This is a genomic window from Rhizobium sp. TH135, assembly GCF_002855515.1.
GTDB lineage: Bacteria > Pseudomonadota > Alphaproteobacteria > Rhizobiales > Rhizobiaceae > Allorhizobium.
In genome coordinates this window covers 585,492-602,545 of record NZ_PKRP01000003.1, presented here as the reverse complement: position 1 = coordinate 602,545, position 17,054 = coordinate 585,492, and the positions used below count along the sequence as shown (strand labels likewise).

At 61.3% G+C, this 17,054-nt stretch carries 14 protein-coding genes; 13 read left to right on the top strand and 1 reads right to left on the bottom strand.

The window, feature by feature from the left end; translation table 11 throughout:
- Positions 1-8: 8 nt before the first annotated feature.
- The 8 genes from C0V73_RS11870 (at position 9) to C0V73_RS11835 (ending at position 8,652) form a co-directional block, all read left to right on the top strand.
- Entirely contained in the window at positions 9-161 is a 153-nt protein-coding gene (locus C0V73_RS11870; protein ID WP_006726187.1) for a CcoQ/FixQ family Cbb3-type cytochrome c oxidase assembly chaperone, read from the top strand.
- A gap of 3 nt (positions 162-164) precedes the next feature.
- Positions 165-1,031, top strand: coding sequence for a cytochrome-c oxidase, cbb3-type subunit III (gene ccoP, locus C0V73_RS11865; protein WP_102020175.1), 867 nt, complete (start codon positions 165-167; stop codon positions 1,029-1,031).
- Between the two features lie 167 nt (positions 1,032-1,198).
- Positions 1,199-2,785, top strand: coding sequence for a cytochrome c oxidase accessory protein CcoG (gene ccoG, locus C0V73_RS11860; RefSeq protein WP_102020174.1), 1,587 nt, complete (start codon positions 1,199-1,201; stop codon positions 2,783-2,785).
- Complete coding sequence (locus C0V73_RS11855) at positions 2,782-3,270, top strand: FixH family protein (protein ID WP_102020173.1); 489 nt, start codon at positions 2,782-2,784, stop codon at positions 3,268-3,270. Before ccoG ends, C0V73_RS11855 begins: the two co-directional genes overlap by 4 nt.
- Positions 3,271-3,272: 2 nt before the next feature.
- Entirely contained in the window at positions 3,273-5,582 is a 2,310-nt protein-coding gene (locus tag C0V73_RS11850; protein WP_172450138.1) for a cation-translocating P-type ATPase, read from the top strand.
- Complete coding sequence (gene ccoS / locus C0V73_RS11845) at positions 5,579-5,734, top strand: cbb3-type cytochrome oxidase assembly protein CcoS (RefSeq protein ID WP_102020172.1); 156 nt, start codon at positions 5,579-5,581, stop codon at positions 5,732-5,734. Before C0V73_RS11850 ends, ccoS begins: the two co-directional genes overlap by 4 nt.
- A gap of 96 nt (positions 5,735-5,830) precedes the next feature.
- Positions 5,831-7,252, top strand: coding sequence for an NADP-dependent phosphogluconate dehydrogenase (gene gndA / locus C0V73_RS11840; RefSeq protein ID WP_102020372.1), 1,422 nt, complete (start codon positions 5,831-5,833; stop codon positions 7,250-7,252).
- A gap of 218 nt (positions 7,253-7,470) precedes the next feature.
- The gene (locus C0V73_RS11835; RefSeq protein ID WP_102020171.1) at positions 7,471-8,652 is read left to right on the top strand and encodes a GGDEF domain-containing protein; all 1,182 of its coding nucleotides are present in this window, start codon (positions 7,471-7,473) and stop codon (positions 8,650-8,652) included.
- A gap of 53 nt (positions 8,653-8,705) precedes the next feature.
- Here the strand turns inward: C0V73_RS11835 and C0V73_RS11830 are convergent, their stop codons facing one another.
- Complete coding sequence (locus C0V73_RS11830; protein ID WP_102020170.1) at positions 8,706-9,737, bottom strand: LacI family transcriptional regulator; 1,032 nt, start codon at positions 9,735-9,737, stop codon at positions 8,706-8,708.
- 450 nt (positions 9,738-10,187) lie between these two features.
- Between C0V73_RS11830 and C0V73_RS11825 the strand changes: the two genes are divergently transcribed.
- The 5 genes from C0V73_RS11825 to C0V73_RS11805 all read left to right on the top strand — a co-directional run bounded on the left by C0V73_RS11825 (position 10,188) and on the right by C0V73_RS11805 (position 17,042).
- On the top strand, positions 10,188-11,423 hold the full coding sequence (locus tag C0V73_RS11825; RefSeq protein ID WP_102020169.1) for an ABC transporter substrate-binding protein: 1,236 nt from the start codon (positions 10,188-10,190) through the stop codon (positions 11,421-11,423).
- Positions 11,424-11,587: 164 nt separating this feature from the next.
- Positions 11,588-12,490 carry a sugar ABC transporter permease gene (locus C0V73_RS11820; RefSeq protein ID WP_102020168.1) on the top strand — a complete coding sequence of 301 codons (903 nt, stop codon included), beginning with the start codon at positions 11,588-11,590 and terminating at the stop codon, positions 12,488-12,490.
- Entirely contained in the window at positions 12,483-13,427 is a 945-nt protein-coding gene (locus tag C0V73_RS11815) for a carbohydrate ABC transporter permease (RefSeq protein WP_102020167.1), read from the top strand. Before C0V73_RS11820 ends, C0V73_RS11815 begins: the two co-directional genes overlap by 8 nt.
- 4 nt (positions 13,428-13,431) lie before the next feature.
- Entirely contained in the window at positions 13,432-14,520 is a 1,089-nt protein-coding gene (locus C0V73_RS11810; RefSeq protein ID WP_102020166.1) for an ABC transporter ATP-binding protein, read from the top strand.
- Positions 14,521-14,582: 62 nt separating this feature from the next.
- Positions 14,583-17,042 (top strand): glycoside hydrolase family 2 protein, encoded by a 2,460-nt coding sequence (locus C0V73_RS11805; protein WP_102020165.1) that lies wholly within the window; start codon positions 14,583-14,585, stop codon positions 17,040-17,042.
- Positions 17,043-17,054: the final 12 nt, after the last annotated feature.

Here is a 17,054-nt window from a genome sequence, read left to right as displayed (position 1 = left end):
AGAGCACCATGGAAACCTACACCGCCATGCGCCACTTCGCCGACAGCTGGGCTCTGCTCGCCATGACCCTGTTTTTCGTCGGAGTCGTGCTCTTCACATTCCGCCCGGGCGGCAAGAAGCCTGCCGACGACGCGGCCAGCATCCCTCTCAAGGAGGATTGAACAATGGCAGACAAGAAACACATCGACGAGATCAGCGGCGTCGAGACCACCGGCCATGAGTGGGACGGCATTCGCGAGCTGAACAACCCGATGCCGCGCTGGTGGGTCTATACCTTCTACGCGACCATCGTCTGGGCCATCGGCTACACGGTCATGTATCCGGCCTGGCCGCTCCTGACCGACAACACCAAGGGCCTGCTCGGCTATTCCAGCCGCGCCGAAGTCGCGCAGGAGCTGACGGCGGCGAAGTCTGCGCAATCGGTTTATCTTGAGAAGATCGCCGCCCTGCCGCTCGACCAGATCGTTGCCGACAAGGACCTGACCCAGTTTGCGCTTGCCGGCGGGGCTGCCGCCTTCAAGGTGAACTGCTCGCCCTGCCATGGTTCGGGTGCTGCCGGCGGTGCCGGTTATCCGAACCTCAACGACGACGACTGGCTGTGGGGCGGTGATCTGGAAGCGATCCATGCCACGATCGCCCATGGCATCCGCTACGATCAGGATCCGGATACGCGCGTATCGGAAATGCCGGCTTTCGCCGACATCATCGAGCCCGAGCAGATCAAGCAGGTTGCGGCCTATGTCGTCAGCCTGACCGGGACGCCGAACGATGCGGCCATGGTCGAACCCGGCCGCCAAGTCTATGCCGACAATTGTGCCTCCTGCCATGGCGAAGACGCCAAGGGCAATCGCGACTTCGGTGCGCCGAACCTCGCCGATGCCATCTGGCTGAAGGTCGATGGCGAGGCGCAGATCGCCGCCCAGATCCGCCAGCCGCGTCACGGTGCGATGCCCGGCTGGGCCGCGCGCCTGGGGGATACCACCGTCAAGCAGCTGACCGTCTATGTCCACCAGCTGGGCGGCGGCGAATAAGCTCACCCCTTGTTCCCAATCTCAGGGCCGCGTCGTGGACGCGGCCCTTTTTCGTGTAATAGAGAAAATCCTATGTGTTGCGACGCTTCGCCGCTGCTTGACTTAAGTCAAGGCGGGCTGGCCTTCGAGATGGGACAAGGCGAGCATCAGAAGAAGGTTCTCGTCCCATGAACATACACGCCGATCAAACCCGCGCCGCCGATGCGCCTGAGGTGGAGAGATTGGACGCCGAGGCGGTGATGTCGGCCAAGAGCCGCGGCCCGCTCTATGAGGCTCGCAAGAAGATCTTCCCGAAGCGTGCGGAGGGGACCTTCCGTCGCTTCAAGTGGATCGTCATGGCGATCACGCTCGGCATCTACTATCTCACGCCCTGGCTGCGCTGGGACCGCGGGGAATTTGCGCCCGATCAGGCTGTCCTCATCGATCTTGCGCATCGCCGCTTCTATTTCTTCTTCATCGAGATCTGGCCGCAGGAATTTTTCTTCGTCGCCGGTTTGCTGGTGATGGCCGGATTCGGCCTCTTCCTGGTCACCTCCGCGGTCGGCCGCGCCTGGTGCGGCTATACCTGTCCGCAGACAGTCTGGGTCGATCTTTTCCTGGTGGTCGAGCGCTTCATCGAAGGTGATCGCAATGCTCGAATCAAGCTCGAGTCGGCACCCTGGAGCTTCGACAAGATCTGGAAGCGGGTCACCAAACACGCCACCTGGATCCTGATCGGCGTCCTGACGGGTGGTGCCTGGATCTTCTATTTTGCCGATGCGCCTTCGCTCGCCATGGATTTCCTCACCGGCAATGCCGCACCGGTCGCCTATATGACCGTCGCCATTCTGACGGCCACGACTTACGTTTTCGGCGGACTGATGCGCGAGCAGGTCTGCATCTACATGTGCCCCTGGCCGCGCATCCAGGCCGCCATGCTGGATGAGAACTCGCTCGTCGTTACCTATAACGACTGGCGCGGCGAGCCGCGCACGCGCCATGCGAAGAAGGCGGTCGCCGCTGGCGAATCGGTTGGCGATTGCGTCGACTGCAATGCCTGCGTCGCCGTCTGTCCCATGGGCATCGACATCCGCGACGGCCAGCAGCTCGAATGCATCACCTGCGCACTCTGCATCGACGCCTGTGATGGCGTCATGGACAAGATCGGCAAGCCGCGGGGCCTCATCGCCTATGCGACGCTCGACGAATATCAGTCGAACATGTCGCTCGCGACCGGTGGCGGAAGCTGCAGCATTGACCCGAAGAAGGTGCGCAACGAAGACGGCAGCTTCTCCGACAAGATCCGCCACTTCGACTGGCGGGTGATCTTCCGCGCCCGCACCTTGCTCTACATGGGCGTGTGGACCGCCGTGGGTGTCGCGATGCTCGTTGCACTGCTCGGTCGGGATCGGTTGGAGGTCAATGTGTTGCATGACCGCAATCCGCAATTCGTGCTCGAATCCGATGGTTCGATCCGCAACGGCTATACGGTGCGCATCCTCAACATGATCGCTGCGCCGCGCGAGATCAAGGTGTCGCTCGAAGGCCTGCCGGATGCCAATATGAAGATCAACGGCATCAACCAGCCTGCGGCCCGCACGTTCACCGTCTCGGTCGAGCCTGATGAGGCCACGACGCTGAAGGTCTTCGTCACACTCGCCGGTGACAAGGTCACCGATGACAACCAGGATTTCCAGTTCGTCGCCCAGGATACCGGCAGCGATGAGCGCGACGTCTATGATGCAGTCTTTATGGGTCCGGGAGCAAAAAAATGACCGCTGAAACACGGAAAGCCTTCACCTTCACCGGTTGGCACATGCTGGCCATCATGCTCGCCTTCTTCGGGACGATCATCACCGTGAACTTCACCATGGCCTATTTCGCGACCTCGACCTGGAGCGGTCTGGTGGTGAAGAACACTTATGTCGCCAGTCAGGAGTTCAACGGCAAGACGGCAGCAATCAAGGAGATGCTAGCGACGGGCATTGCCGGTGACCTCTCGGTGGATGCCAAGGGCATGCGCTACCGGCTCACACTGCCGAAAAACGTGCCTGTCGTTGCCGACAGCGTGCTTGCGCATTTCAAGCGCCCTGTGGGCGAGCATCAGGATTTTGAGCTGGTCATGACGCCTGCCGGTGATGGCCTTTACCTTGCTGAAACGGCTGTTCTACCCGGAAGCTGGATCGTCGAGATCAAGGCGACGAAGGACGGCAAGTTGATCATGCATGAGGCGAAGCGGGTTACCGTTTCAGGAGAATGACGATGAGTTGCTGCGCGGCAGGCACCGAAGGCGCATTGGACATGGAGCGGGCAGGGGGCTCCCTGCCGTCGGCGGAAGAACTGAAGCTCGCCAGCCGTGCCGTCGGGCCGGGCCTCTGGCAGGTCGACATGAGCGTGCCCGCTGTCCACTGCGGCACCTGCATCACGACTGTCGAGGGTGTGCTGAAGGCGCTTCCCGAAGTCGAGCGGGCGCGCGTGAACCTCTCGACCAAGCGTGTCTCCGTCGTCTGGAAAGAGACCGTCGACGGCGTCGAGACCGACCCGGTCAATCTCGCCCGGGCCATCGCCTCGACTGGCTATACCGCCCATCTGTTCACATCAGCGGAAGAAGCTTCCGACGCGCTACGCAACAAGCTGATCCGGGCGGTTGCCGTTTCCGGCTTCGCGGCGACCAATATCATGCTCTTGTCCGTCTCCGTCTGGTCCGGCGCGGATGCCTCGACGCGTGATCTCTTCCACTGGATCTCGGCGATGATTGCAGCACCGGCCCTGATCTATGCCGGCCGCTTTTTCTACGAGTCGGCATGGAACGCGCTCCGCCACGGGCGCACCAACATGGACGTGCCGATCGCGATAGGGATCACGCTCTCCTATTTTGCCTCGCTCTGGGAAACCATTCATCACGGCGAACACGCCTATTTCGACGCGACGGCGTCACTGCTCTTCTTCCTTCTGATCGGCCGTACGCTCGATCACATCATGCGCGATCGGGCACGCTCAGCGATCAGTGGTCTCGCTCGCCTCAATCCACGGGGCGCCATGGTTCTCGCCGACGACGGCTCACGCGAGTATCGCGCCGTGGATGAAATTCGTGTCGGCGATCAGGTCGCGATATCAGCTGGTGACCGCATTCCCGTCGACGGCGTTGTCGTCTCCGGCGAAAGCGATCTCGACATGTCGATCGTCAATGGCGAAAGCGCGCCGGTCTCTGTCCGCCCGGGCTCGGAAATCCAGGCAGGTACGCTCAGCCTGACAGGCTCGCTGACCGTCCGAGCCACGGCAACCGCACAGAATTCTTTCCTCTCCGAAATCATTCACCTGATGGAAGCCGCCGAAGGGGGCAGGGCGCGCTATCGCCGCATCGCCGATCGCGCCGCGCAATACTATTCGCCTGCCGTGCACTTGCTGGCGATCACCTCCTTTGTAGCTTGGGGATTTTACGACGGCGACTGGAAACACGCGATGATGGTCGCGATTGCGGTTCTCATCATCACTTGCCCCTGCGCTCTCGGGCTTGCCGTGCCTGTCGTCCAGGTCGTCGCGGCTGGCCGCCTGTTCAAGGCGGGTGTGATGGTCAAGGACGGCTCCGCGATGGAGCGGCTTGCCGAAATCGAGGCCGTCGCCTTCGACAAGACCGGCACGCTGACGCTTGGCCGTCCGCGCCTCGTTGATGCGACCAAGATCGAGCCGATCGGCTTTGCTGTCGCTGCCGGTCTCGCAGCTCATTCCCGCCATCCTCTGTCGCGGGCGCTTTGGGCTGCCTATGGGGGCCAGCCACGGGGTTTCGACACCGTTCGTGAAGTGCCGGGATCCGGCGTCGAAGCTGAAACATCGGAGGGCGTCTGGCGTCTCGGCAACCGTCGCTTTGCCTGCGTCTCTGGTGCCGTTGATACGACCGACAAGCCTTACTCCGAGGTTGTCCTCTCTCTCGACGGGATCGAACGCGCGACCTTCCTGTTCGAGGATATGTTGCGGCCAAGAGCCCAGTCCTCGATCGCGGTCCTGAAACAGGCCGGCCTCGATCTTGGTATCCTCTCGGGCGACCGTGCCCCCGTCGTCGCCAAGCTCGCCGCCGATCTCGGCATCGAAAACTGGCGCGCCGGTCTCACCCCGCGCGATAAGGCCGAAGCCTGCGCGGAGGCATCGGCTCGCGGTCGCCGCGTGCTGATGGTCGGTGACGGCATCAATGATGCACCGGCGCTCTCGTCAGCGCATGTCTCGATGGCACCCGCTACGGCTGCCGATGTCGGTCGCCAGGCAGCCGATTTCGTCTTCATGCGCGACGGGCTGGAGGCCGTGCCCTTTGCGATCGAGGCCTCGCGCCGTGCGGGTCGCCTGATCCGCGAGAATTTCGCGCTCGCGATCGGCTACAATGTCATCGCCGTTCCGATCGCGCTGCTTGGTTATGCCACCCCGCTGATTGCAGCGGTTGCCATGTCCACCTCGTCGATCATCGTGGTCGCCAACGCGCTGCGTCTCAACCGGTTGAGCCTGGATGAAAACGTGCTCGCTTCTGGCCTTGCCGCGAGCGCATCGACAGCACCTGCCGATGGTGCGAGGATCGCCGCATGAATATGTTGATTTTCCTCATCCCGATTGCGCTGTTCCTCGGCGGCCTCGGTCTCTTCGCCTTTCTCTGGTCGCTGAAAAGCGGCCAGTATGAGGACCTTGATGGCGCGGCCTGGCGGGTCATTTCGGAGAGTGATGACAAGCCCGACGCTTGATACAGCGTTTAACGAACGGTCAATTTTCGCTCTTGCCGCATGCCTTCGCGGATGCGAGAAAGCCGCATCCATGAATTTGCATGCGGAGGCTTCATCGTGCAGCAAGCGGAAATCGGACTGATCGGTCTGGGAGTTATGGGTTCCAATCTGGCGCTCAACATTGCCGAAAAAGGCAATCGGATCGCAGTCTTCAATCGGACGCCGGCGCGCACGGACGAGTTTCTCGCAGAAGCCGGCGATCTGGCCGGCCAGATCATCGGTTGCCACACGATCGAAGAATTCGTTGCTGCCATCCGGCCGCCACGCCCGATCATCATCATGATCAAGGCCGGTGAGGCCGTTGACCAGCAGATGGCCGCGCTGATGCCGTATCTGTCGAAGAACGACATCATGATCGATGCCGGCAATGCCAATTTCCGCGATACCGTCGCACGCTTTGAAAAGCTCGCCGGCACCGACCTGACCTTCATCGGCATGGGTGTGTCCGGCGGTGAAGAGGGTGCCCGTCATGGTCCCTCGATCATGGTCGGCGGTACCGAGGAGAGCTGGAAGCGCGTCGAACCTGTGCTCACCTCGATCGCAGCCAAGTTCAACGATGATCCTTGCGTCGCCTGGCTCGGCACAGATGGCGCCGGTCACTTCGTCAAGACGATCCACAACGGCATCGAATATGCCGACATGCAGATGATCGCCGAGATCTACGGAATCCTGCGTGATGGCCTGAAGATGTCTGCCGCCGAAATCGGCGAGATCTTCGGCGAGTGGAACAAGGGCCGCCTCAACTCCTACCTGATCGAGATCACCGAGAAGGTGCTGAAGGCAACCGACCCTGAAACGGGCAAGCCGATGGTCGACATCATCATCGATGCCGCCGGCCAGAAGGGTACCGGCAAGTGGTCTGCCATCGAAGCGCAGAACCTCGCGGTTACGGCTTCCGGCATCGAAGCCGCTGTTGCCGGCCGTGTTCTCTCGTCGCTGCGCGAAGAACGAATGGCCGCCGAAAAGCTGTTCGGCCTGCCGGCGCTTGCCGATGCACCTGCTGATAAGGCCGCCTTCATCGCCGATCTTGAAAACGCACTGCTCGCCGCCAAGATCGCCGCTTACGCACAGGGCTTTGCCGTCATGTCGTCGGCGTCGGAAGAGTTCAACTGGTCGCTGCCCATGCCGACCATCGCCCGCATCTGGCGCGCCGGCTGCATCATTCGCTCGCAGTTCCTCGATGAGATCACCTCGGCCTTCACCAAGGATCCGAACGTGCCGAACCTCGTGGTAACGCCGGCCTTTGCCCAGATGGTAAAAGAGACCGACGGGGCGCTCCGCCGCGTTGTCGCTTATGCTGCACTCTCAGGCCTTCCGGTTCCTGCCATTACCTCGGCGCTCTCCTACTTCGACACCTATCGTCGCGGTCGCGGCACGGCGAACCTCATCCAGGCGCAGCGCGACTTCTTTGGCGCTCATGGCTTTGATCGCCTCGACGGCAAGGACCTGCATCATGGTCCCTGGGCCGGCCAGTTCTGATCGAACAACAGCATGAACCGAAGGGACCCGACATGAACAATGTCGGGTCCTTTTCTTTTTGGAACCCCTGCCATCGCCAGCCCTTTCATTGCCCTGTGAATGAAATGTCTGGCAGGTGGATTTCGTTAAAATGATAGCCGCTTGTTTACCTTTGGCTTAACGCCTGTGGCCTAGCGTGGCCCGGCGGTTAAGGAAACCGCTCGAAATGCAGGCGAATCATGATGGTGTCCGTTAATCTTTCCACAGTCTCTGTTGGTGCTTTTGCACTCCTGGCTGTCTTCGCGCTCGTCTACTGGCGGCAGTGGCGGCAGGACTCAACGCGCATCGAGTTCGCCCTGCTTTCGGCAGCAACAGCCGCCGGTTCTGCCGGTGCATTCCTCAGCATCTTCTCCAGCGGAGACTTCGGACTGATCACCGTCGGGCTCGCCCAGACCCTGATGCTGCTTTCGGCAACCGTGATGTGGCAGGCGCTCCGCGCATTCGACCACCGGAGCCTTAACCTCAAGCATGCGGTAGCCGGTCCTCTGTTCTTCTTCCTTTTGACCGCGTCAGCTCCGTTCCTGCAGGACGATGTGAATGCCCGCTTCCAACTCGGCATGCTCGTCGGTGCTATCTATACTGCGCTCGCCGCCCGCGAATTGATGGTGTCCGAGACTGAAGAGCGCCTGATCAACCGGCCCTTCACCTATAAATGGTTCGGCCTCATGTCGGCGCTGCTCGTCCTTTCGGGCATCGCGGCCTTTGTCTGGCCGCTCGGCACGTCTGACGTCGTCGCCGCGTCGCAGCCTCTTTGGTTTTCTGGGATCGTGCTGGCAATGTTCCTGCATGCCGTCATCGCGCCGGTCTCCATGTTCCTGCTTGTTCGTGACCGGCTGCTCGTCGAGCACAATTGGGCGGCCGCCACCGATATGCTGACCGGCCTTGCGAACCGCGGCACCTTCCTCGACCTGCTGCAGACGCTGTCGATGAAGATCCGCGGGGAGGGCGCCTTCCTCTATGTTGACGTCGACCATGTGAAGCGGATCAACGACCGCTTCGGCCATTCCGGTGGCGATCACGTGCTGAAGACCTGTGCCGAGCTCATTCAGCGCGAACTGCCGGAGCATGCGCTTCTAGGTCGGCTCGCAGGCGCCGAATTCGCCGCCTATGTGCCGTTCTGCAAGGTGGAGGAGGCCGAGACGCTCGGCAACATCATCCGCGACAGCGTCGCACAGCAGATGTTCTTTCTCGGCGACGAGATGGTCGAGGTCACCGTGAGTGTTGGCGTCGCCCATGGGGCCGTTCAGGTGACGCCGGACGAGCTCCTGAAGCGCGCCGATGCGGCCCTCCACACGGCGAAGGTCCGTGGCCGCAATTCCGTTGTTGTCTGGCATGAGGGCGAAAGCCCGTCCTTCGCCTGAAAGCCGGCGAGGGATGGTGCTGTCTGGACTGGTAGCTCCTATCGCGGCCGTGCCTAATCCCAGCGCGGTTGGCTGACGCTCTGCAACAGTTGCGGTTCGACGCCGTCTATGCGCGCGATCACCGCCTTGGCGAGTTCCCGGCCGGCCTGGCGGACATCCTCCCGCGCGACGATGATCTCGGGCCTGATCCATCGGAGGATCGGTGTGCCCTGTTTCGCAACCAGATCCAGATCGTGGCCGACGCGCAGCCCGGCCGCCTCGATCCCGGCATTGGCGGCAATCGCACTGCTGCCGGAGGAGGAGATCATTCCGTCAGGGGCGTCCGGACCGCTCATCATATCCTGGACGCTCGCCCGGATCTGGTCTAGCGGCGCATCGATATTGATGTGCAACGGCACCTCTTCGGCGCCGAAGGCACGCAGGCCGCGCATAAAGCCATCGAAGGTGTGCTGGTAATAGGTGAGCTTGCTCGGCGGCGGCAACAGAGCAATGCGGCGTCGGCCCTTTTTGACCAGGCGTTCGACGGCGCTGAAGGCGAAGGCCTCGTTGTCGAAGTCGTGATAGGGATGCGCCTCGCGCATGTTCGTCCGTCCATGGGTGGCGAACGGCATGTTCTGCTCCATCAGCAACGCCACCCGTGCATCATCGGGCTCGGTGCGCGAAATGATCACGCCATCGGCCGAGCCTGTCTCGAGAATATAGCGGACCGGCAGCATCGGGTCCTTGGTATGGGCATGCGGCGTCACCACGATATGGTAGGGCGTGCCCGATAGTACCTCCGAGATGCCGACCACCATCTGGTTGGAAAAGCCCAGAATTTCCTCGTCGATGCCGAGCACCAGCGCAATGACGTTCGTCTTGCCTGTGCGCAGACGGACGCCCGCCCGGTTCGGCTGATAGCCCAGCTGGCGCGCCACCATGCGCACCCGTTCCTTGGTCTCGGCGCCGATATCGGGAGCGTCCTTCAGGGCCCGCGATACGGTGGTGATGCCGAGGCCCGTCATGAAGGCGATCGTCTTGAGCGTCGGCCGCTCCTTCGTCGCCACTGGGCGGTCTATGAGGCCGCCCCCCTGCTGATCTGTCATGTCGTCCCCGCCACTCGCACAAGCCACGCTTATAATTGGCTTTTCCTCGCCTGCAAACCTGGAGACCGGCACCTCCTCCCGGTGCGGTGAACGGAAAATCTGAAACGATACAGTGGATTTGTCGAGCGGTATTTTGTGCTGCGCTGCGAAGGCGTGCAACTTTTACGATTGTGCGCTGCGAAATGACGGGTCTTCGCGTCGCGAAGTCTCGCCAAAAGAGACGATGTATCGGGATAAATCATAAAGCGTTGTAAATGTGGGAATAAAATCAGTGATTGGTTGACCCTTGGGGTGCTCGTAATCCGAATCAAAGCGTTTTGAAGGGCGGTGTGCAGGTGCACCCTGACGATGAATGCGGAGGCGGGAGCATTTTTTCCGATCCGGCTGGTTGCGTCTGCGATTTCTTTCGCATAAGTTTTTCCGGCAACGTTTCAGTGAGGGAGGAGACTCATGAATTTTCGTAGCTTTGCGGCAGCTTTGGCCGCTACTGTTGTCATGCCGTTTGCGGCAGCACAGGCCACCGATCTCGAAGTAACTCATTGGTGGACGTCCGGCGGTGAAGCCGCGGCCGTCGCCGAGCTTGCCAAGGCATTCGATGCCACCGGCAACAAATGGGTCGACGGCGCTATCGCCGGTTCCGGCGGTACCGCCCGCCCGATCATGATCAGCCGCATCACCGGCGGTGATCCGATGGGCGCCACCCAGTTCAACCACGGCCGCCAGGCCGAGGAACTGGCTGAAGCCGGTCTGATGAAAGACCTGACGGCGGTTGCCGAAAAGGAAGGCTGGAAGGACATCATCAAGCCGGCAAGCCTGCTCGAGAGCTGCACGATCGACGGCAAGATCTATTGCGCCCCGGTCAACATCCACTCCTGGCAGTGGCTGTGGCTGTCGAACGCCGCCTTCGAATCGGCCGGCGTTGCCGTGCCGAAGAACTGGGACGAGTTTGTCGCAGCAGCACCGGCGCTTGAAGCCAAGGGCATCATTCCGCTCGCCGTTGGTGGTCAGCCGTGGCAGTCGGCCGGTGCGTTCGACGTACTGATGGTGGCCATTGCCGGCAAGGAGACCTTCGAGAAGGTCTTCAAGGAAAAGGATGAGGCCGTCGCAGCCGGTCCTGAGATCGCCAAGGTCTTCAAGGCTGCCGACGATGCTCGCCGTATGTCCAAGGGCACCAATGTGCAGGACTGGAACCAGGCCACCAATCTTGTGATCACCGGCAAGGCCGGCGGTCAGATCATGGGTGACTGGGCACAGGGCGAATTCGCTCTCGCCAATCAGGTTGCGGGCAAGGATTACACCTGCCTTCCGGGCCTCGGTGTGAACGAGATCATCTCGACCGGTGGTGACGCCTTCTACTTCCCCGTCATCGATGACGCGGAAAAGTCGGCAGCACAGGACGTCCTCGCGTCTACTCTGGTTGCCCCTGCAACGCAGGTCGCCTTCAACCTGAAGAAGGGCTCGCTGCCCGTTCGTGGTGACGTCGATCTGGCCGCTGCCAACGACTGCATGAAGAAGGGCCTCGACATTCTCGCCAAGGGCAATGTCATCCAGGGCACCGACCAGCTGCTTTCGGCTGACAGCCAGAAGCAGAAGGAAGACCTCTTCTCCGAGTTCTTCGCCAATCCGTCCATGACTGTCGAAGATGCGCAGAAGCGCTTCGCCGACATCATTGCTTCCGCCGAGTAATCGCGGGTGACCTGTCCGGCCAGGGGTGTCCCCTGGCCGGACATTGGCCATTATCGACCGGGTAGGGCATGAGCGCCCGTCTGCCGGCCGTGCGGGAAGCGTGTGCGTTTCAGCGTGACGGTCTTGGCTGGCCAACCCGTGTCCAGGACGAGGAGGACTGACCCATGGCAAGCCCGTCGCATGCCGGTCGACCTAACAAGCTGTTTCGCAATCTGAACGCCAAGATCGCCTCCATTCCCATGGTGTTGACCGCAATGGTCATCTTCCTGGGCGGCACGATCTGGACGGTCGTCTATTCCTTCACCAATTCGAAGCTCCTGCCGCGTGCGAGTTTCGTCGGCTTCGATCAGTACGAGCGCCTCTGGGACGCGCCGCGCTGGGTGATGTCGATCCAGAACCTGGCGATCTACGGCATCCTGTCGCTGATCTTCTCGATCGTGATCGGCTTCGTGCTCGCCGCGCTGATGGACCAGAAGATCCGCTTCGAAAACGCGTTCCGGACAATCTTCCTTTATCCCTTCGCGCTTTCCTTCATCGTCACCGGCCTTGTGTGGCAGTGGATCCTGAACCCGGATTTCGGGGTGCAGTCGATCGTGCGCTCGCTCGGTTGGGAGACGTTCACCTTCAATCCCCTCTATGATGCCGACATCGTCATCTACGGCATTCTGATTGCCGGTCTCTGGCAGGGCACGGGTCTCGTCATGTGCCTGTTGCTCGCGGGCTTGCGCGGCATCGACGAGGACATCTGGAAGGCCTCGCGTGTCGACGGCATTCCGATGTGGAAGACCTATCTCTTCATCATCATCCCGATGATGCGCCCGGTCTTCATCACCACGCTCGTGATCATCACCTCCGGCATTGTCCGCCTCTACGACCTCGTCGTCGCCCAGACCAGCGGTGGCCCCGGCATCGCCTCCGAAGTTCCGGCAAAGTACGTCTACGACTACATGTTCCAGGCGCAGAACCTCGGACAGGGCTTCGCCGCCTCCACCATGATGCTGCTGACGGTTGCCATCGTCATCATCCCCTGGGCCTATCTCGAATTCGGAGGAAAGAAGCGTGGCTAATCCCGGTTCTCTGAACACCACCGCCGCCGGTTTCGATGCCGTCTCCGATCGTCTCGGAGCCGGGCCCCGCGGCGCAAAGCCGAAGCGCACCTTCTCACCGCGCAACATCATGCTCTATGGATCGCTGATCTTCTTTGCGATCTACTATCTGATCCCGCTCTACGTGATGATCGTCACGTCGCTCAAGGGCATGCCGGAGATCCGTCTCGGCAACATCTTCTCGCCGCCGGTCGAGATCACCTTCGAGCCCTGGGTCAAGGCCTGGGCGACCGCCTGCACCGGCCTTAATTGCGATGGCCTGTCCCGCGGCTTCTGGAATTCGGTGCGCATCACGGTGCCGTCGACGCTGATCTCGATCCTCATTGCCTCGGTCAACGGCTATGCGCTCGCCAACTGGCGCTTCAAGGGTGCGGAACTGTTCTTCACGATCCTGATCATCGGCGCCTTCATCCCCTATCAGGTCATGATCTACCCGATCGTCATCGTGCTGCGCGAACTTGGCATCTATGGCACGCTGACCGGCCTCGTCATCGTGCACACCATCTTCGGCATGCCAATCCTGACGCTGCTGTTCCGCAACTATTTCACCTCGCTGCCGGAAGAGCTGTTCAAGGCCGCGCGCATCGACGGGGCAGGGTTCTGGCAGATCTATCTGAGGATCATGCTGCCGATGTCGCTGCCGATCTTCGTGGTCGCCATGATCCTGCAGATCACCGGCATCTGGAACGACTTCCTGTTCGGCGTGGTCTTCACCCGACCGGAATACTACCCGATGACCGTGCAGCTGAACAACATCGTCAATTCGGTCCAGGGCGTGAAGGAATACAACGTCAACATGGCCGCAACGTTGCTCACCGGCGCCGTGCCGCTCATCGTCTACTTCATTTCCGGACGCCTTTTCGTCCGGGGCATCGCCGCCGGCGCAGTCAAGGGTTAAGCTCATGTCGCACAGTGTATCGATCAAGGACCTCTCGTTGAGCTTCGGCGCCGTTAAGGTGCTGGAAAACCTCAATCTCGACATCGTCGACGGTGAGTTCATCGTTCTCCTCGGCTCATCCGGCTGCGGCAAGTCCACGCTGCTCAACTGCATCGCTGGCCTGCTCGAGCCGACCGACGGCCAGATCTTCATCAAGGGCAAGAATGTCACCTGGGAAGAGCCCAAGGACCGTGGCATCGGCATGGTTTTCCAGTCCTATGCGCTTTATCCTCAGATGTCGGTGAAGAAGAACCTCTCCTTCGGCCTGCAGGTCGCCAAGATGCCGAAGGAGGAGATCGAAAAGCGCGTCCAGCGCGCTGCCGACATCCTGCAGATCGGTCCGCTGCTCGACCGCAAGCCTTCGGCATTGTCCGGTGGCCAGCGTCAGCGCGTGGCGATCGGCCGTGCGTTGGTGCGCGACGTCGATGTCTTCCTATTCGACGAGCCGCTCTCCAACCTCGATGCCAAGCTGCGCTCGGAGCTGCGCGTCGAAATCAAGCGTCTGCATCACAGCCTCAAGAACACGATGATCTACGTCACCCATGACCAGATCGAGGCCCTGACACTCGCTGACCGCATCGCGATCATGAAGAGCGGCGTCATCCAGCAGCTTGCCGATCCGAACACGATCTACAATCAGCCGAGAAACCTCTTCGTCGCCGGCTTCATCGGGTCGCCGTCGATGAACTTCTTGCATGGCGATCTCGTCAACGAGGGCGGCGAAGTGTTCTTCCGGACCCACGACGTCCTCTTCTCGATGAAGGGATATCGCTCGGGGGAGCCACTGACCGGCGGTCGCAAGGTCGTGCTCGGCGTGCGGCCGGAGCACATCAAGGTCGATGAAGAGAGTGGCATCAGCGAATTGCACGAGGCCGTCGTCGATATCGAGGAGCCGATGGGCGCCGACAACCTTCTGTGGCTGAAACATGCCGGCCACACGATGTCGGTCCGCATCGGCGGCACACGTCGCTATGCGCCGGGTGCCAAGGTGCGGCTGGGCTTCGACATGGAAGTCGCTTCGCTCTTCGATGCGCAGACCGAAGAGCGCATCTGAACAGTTCCCCCTGCGCCCCGGGCTGTGACCGGGGCGCCTTTTTCTTCTGCAGGACAAGCATCATGACTGAGAGTGCAAACGGCGGCGTCATCGATCTTCACGGCGAATGGCATCTCGCTTGCGCCGATGGCGCACACGAGGCGGCGATCACGCTGCCGGGTGACGTGCATTCGGCTTTGCATGCGGCTGGCATGATCCCGGATCCCTATTTCGGCCGCAACGAGGAAGTGGTGCAGTGGGTCGCCGAGCGCGACTGGGTGATCGAGCGCCGCGTTGTCGTTCCCGATATCTCCGGCAGCTGGTATCTCGATATCGACTATCTCGACACGGTGGCCGTCGTCTTCGTCAACGATATCCCGGTGCTGTCTGCCGATAATTGCTTCCGTCGCTATCGCCCCGATGTGAGCCACGCGCTGCAGCCGGGCGAAAACACGATCCGCATCGTCTTCCATTCCAGCATCACGGCAGGCGCCGAGCGCCAGGCGCGCCAGCCGTTCTACATTCCCTATTCGACCGGTAATTGTCCGATCCCGAACGGCAACATGCTGCGCAAGCCGCAATGCCATTTCGGCTGGGACTGGAATATTGCGATCGCGCCGCTCGGGATCTATGGCACGCTGTCGCTGAAGAAGCTCGACCCGGCCCGCATCGAGCATGTCGAGACGGAGCAGGTCCACCATGCCGATGGCCGCGTCGAGCTCAAGGTTACCGCTACCATCCATTCCGTCGAGCCAGCCGTAGTGCCGATCCACTTCGCACTCGACACCGACCGTCTCCGCCTGGATGTCGGCATTTCTGCCGGCGAGACCAAGGTCGTGCATGTCTTCGAGATCGAAAACCCGCGCCTCTGGTGGCCATCGGGTTCCGGTGAGCAGGCGCTCTATGGGCTCACCGTCGACCTGCCGACCGAGACCGTCACCCGCCAGATCGGCCTTCGCACTGTCGAGCTGATCACCGATCCGGACGAGGCCGGCAGCCGCTTCGCGCTCAAGGTCAACGGCCGCGAGATCTTCTGCCGTGGCGCCAACTGGATCCCGGCGGACGCGCTATTCTCGCGTTCGTCCGAGGAGAAGACGACCGATCTGCTGAACTCGGCCGTCGCCGCGCATATGAACATGATCCGCATCTGGGGCGGTGGCTTCTACGAGGCCGACTGGTTTTACGATCTCTGCGACCGGCTCGGCCTGATGGTCTGGCAGGATTTCATGTTCGCCTGCAATCTCTACCCTTGCACCGAGGACTTCCTCGACAACGTCGCCCACGAGGTCGAGTACCAGGTCAAGCGGCTCTCCAGCCACGCCTCCATCGTTATCTGGTGCGGTGACAATGAGCTCGTCGGTGCGCTTACCTGGTTCCCGGAATCCCGCGACAACCGCGATCGCTATCTCGTCGCCTATGACCGTCTGAACCGGACCATCGAGCAGGGCGTCAAGAAGACTTATCCGCAGGGCATCTGGTGGCCGTCCAGCCCGGCGTCGGGCTATCTCGATTACGGCGATGCCTGGCATGCCGATGGTTCCGGCGACATGCATTACTGGTCGGTCTGGCACGAGAATAAGAGTTTCGATAATTACCGAACTGTCAAACCGCGTTTCTGCTCGGAATTCGGCTTCCAGTCCTATACGTCGCTGCCGGTCATCGAGAGCTTCGCCGACAAGGCCGACATGAACATCGCTTCGCCTGTCATCGAGCTGCACCAGAAGAATGCCGGCGGCAATGAGCGGATCGCGGGCACGATGTTCCGCTATTTCCGCTTCCCCAAGGATTTCGCCAATTTCGTCTATCTGAGCCAGATCCAGCAGGGTCTCGCCATCAAGACTGCCGTCGAATACTGGCGGTCGCTGAAGCCCCATTGCATGGGGACTGTTTACTGGCAGCTCAACGACACCTGGCCGGTCGCCTCCTGGTCGAGCCTCGACTACGGCGGCAGCTGGAAGGCCATGCATTACATGGTGCGTCGCTTCTTCCAGCCAGTCACGGTCGCCGCGATTCCGTCCGAGGACGGCAGCAGCATTGCGCTCTCCATGGTCAACGACACGCTCGACACCGTCACCATCGACGCCAATCTCTTCGTCCTGACGCTGTCGGGCGAGCGCATTCCGCTGAAAAGCGTGCAGGGTGATTGCGGCCCAGATGCCGCCGACCTGCTGGTCACGCTCGATGCCAGCGAGATCCCGGCCGATGGCCTGCTCGCCTGGAGCTTCACGGTTTCGAACGGCATGACCGGGGAGGGGCATTTTATCAACGGTACCTACAAGGCTCTCGATCTCGAGCCTTCCCGCATCGAGACCTCGGTCACCCCGACCATCGACGGCGCCTTTGAGGTCACGGTCACGTCCCAGGGCCTGGCACTCTTCGTCATGCTCGAAAGCGCGATCCCCGGCCGCTATTCCGATAACGCCTTTGACCTTTCGGCTGGCGAGAGCCGCCGCATCATCTTCAAACCGGACACTCCGCTTGCCGCCGGCACCGTGCCGGAGTTCCGCATCTACGATCTTTACAGCTGCCAGTCGGCGGATTGACAGCCATCATTT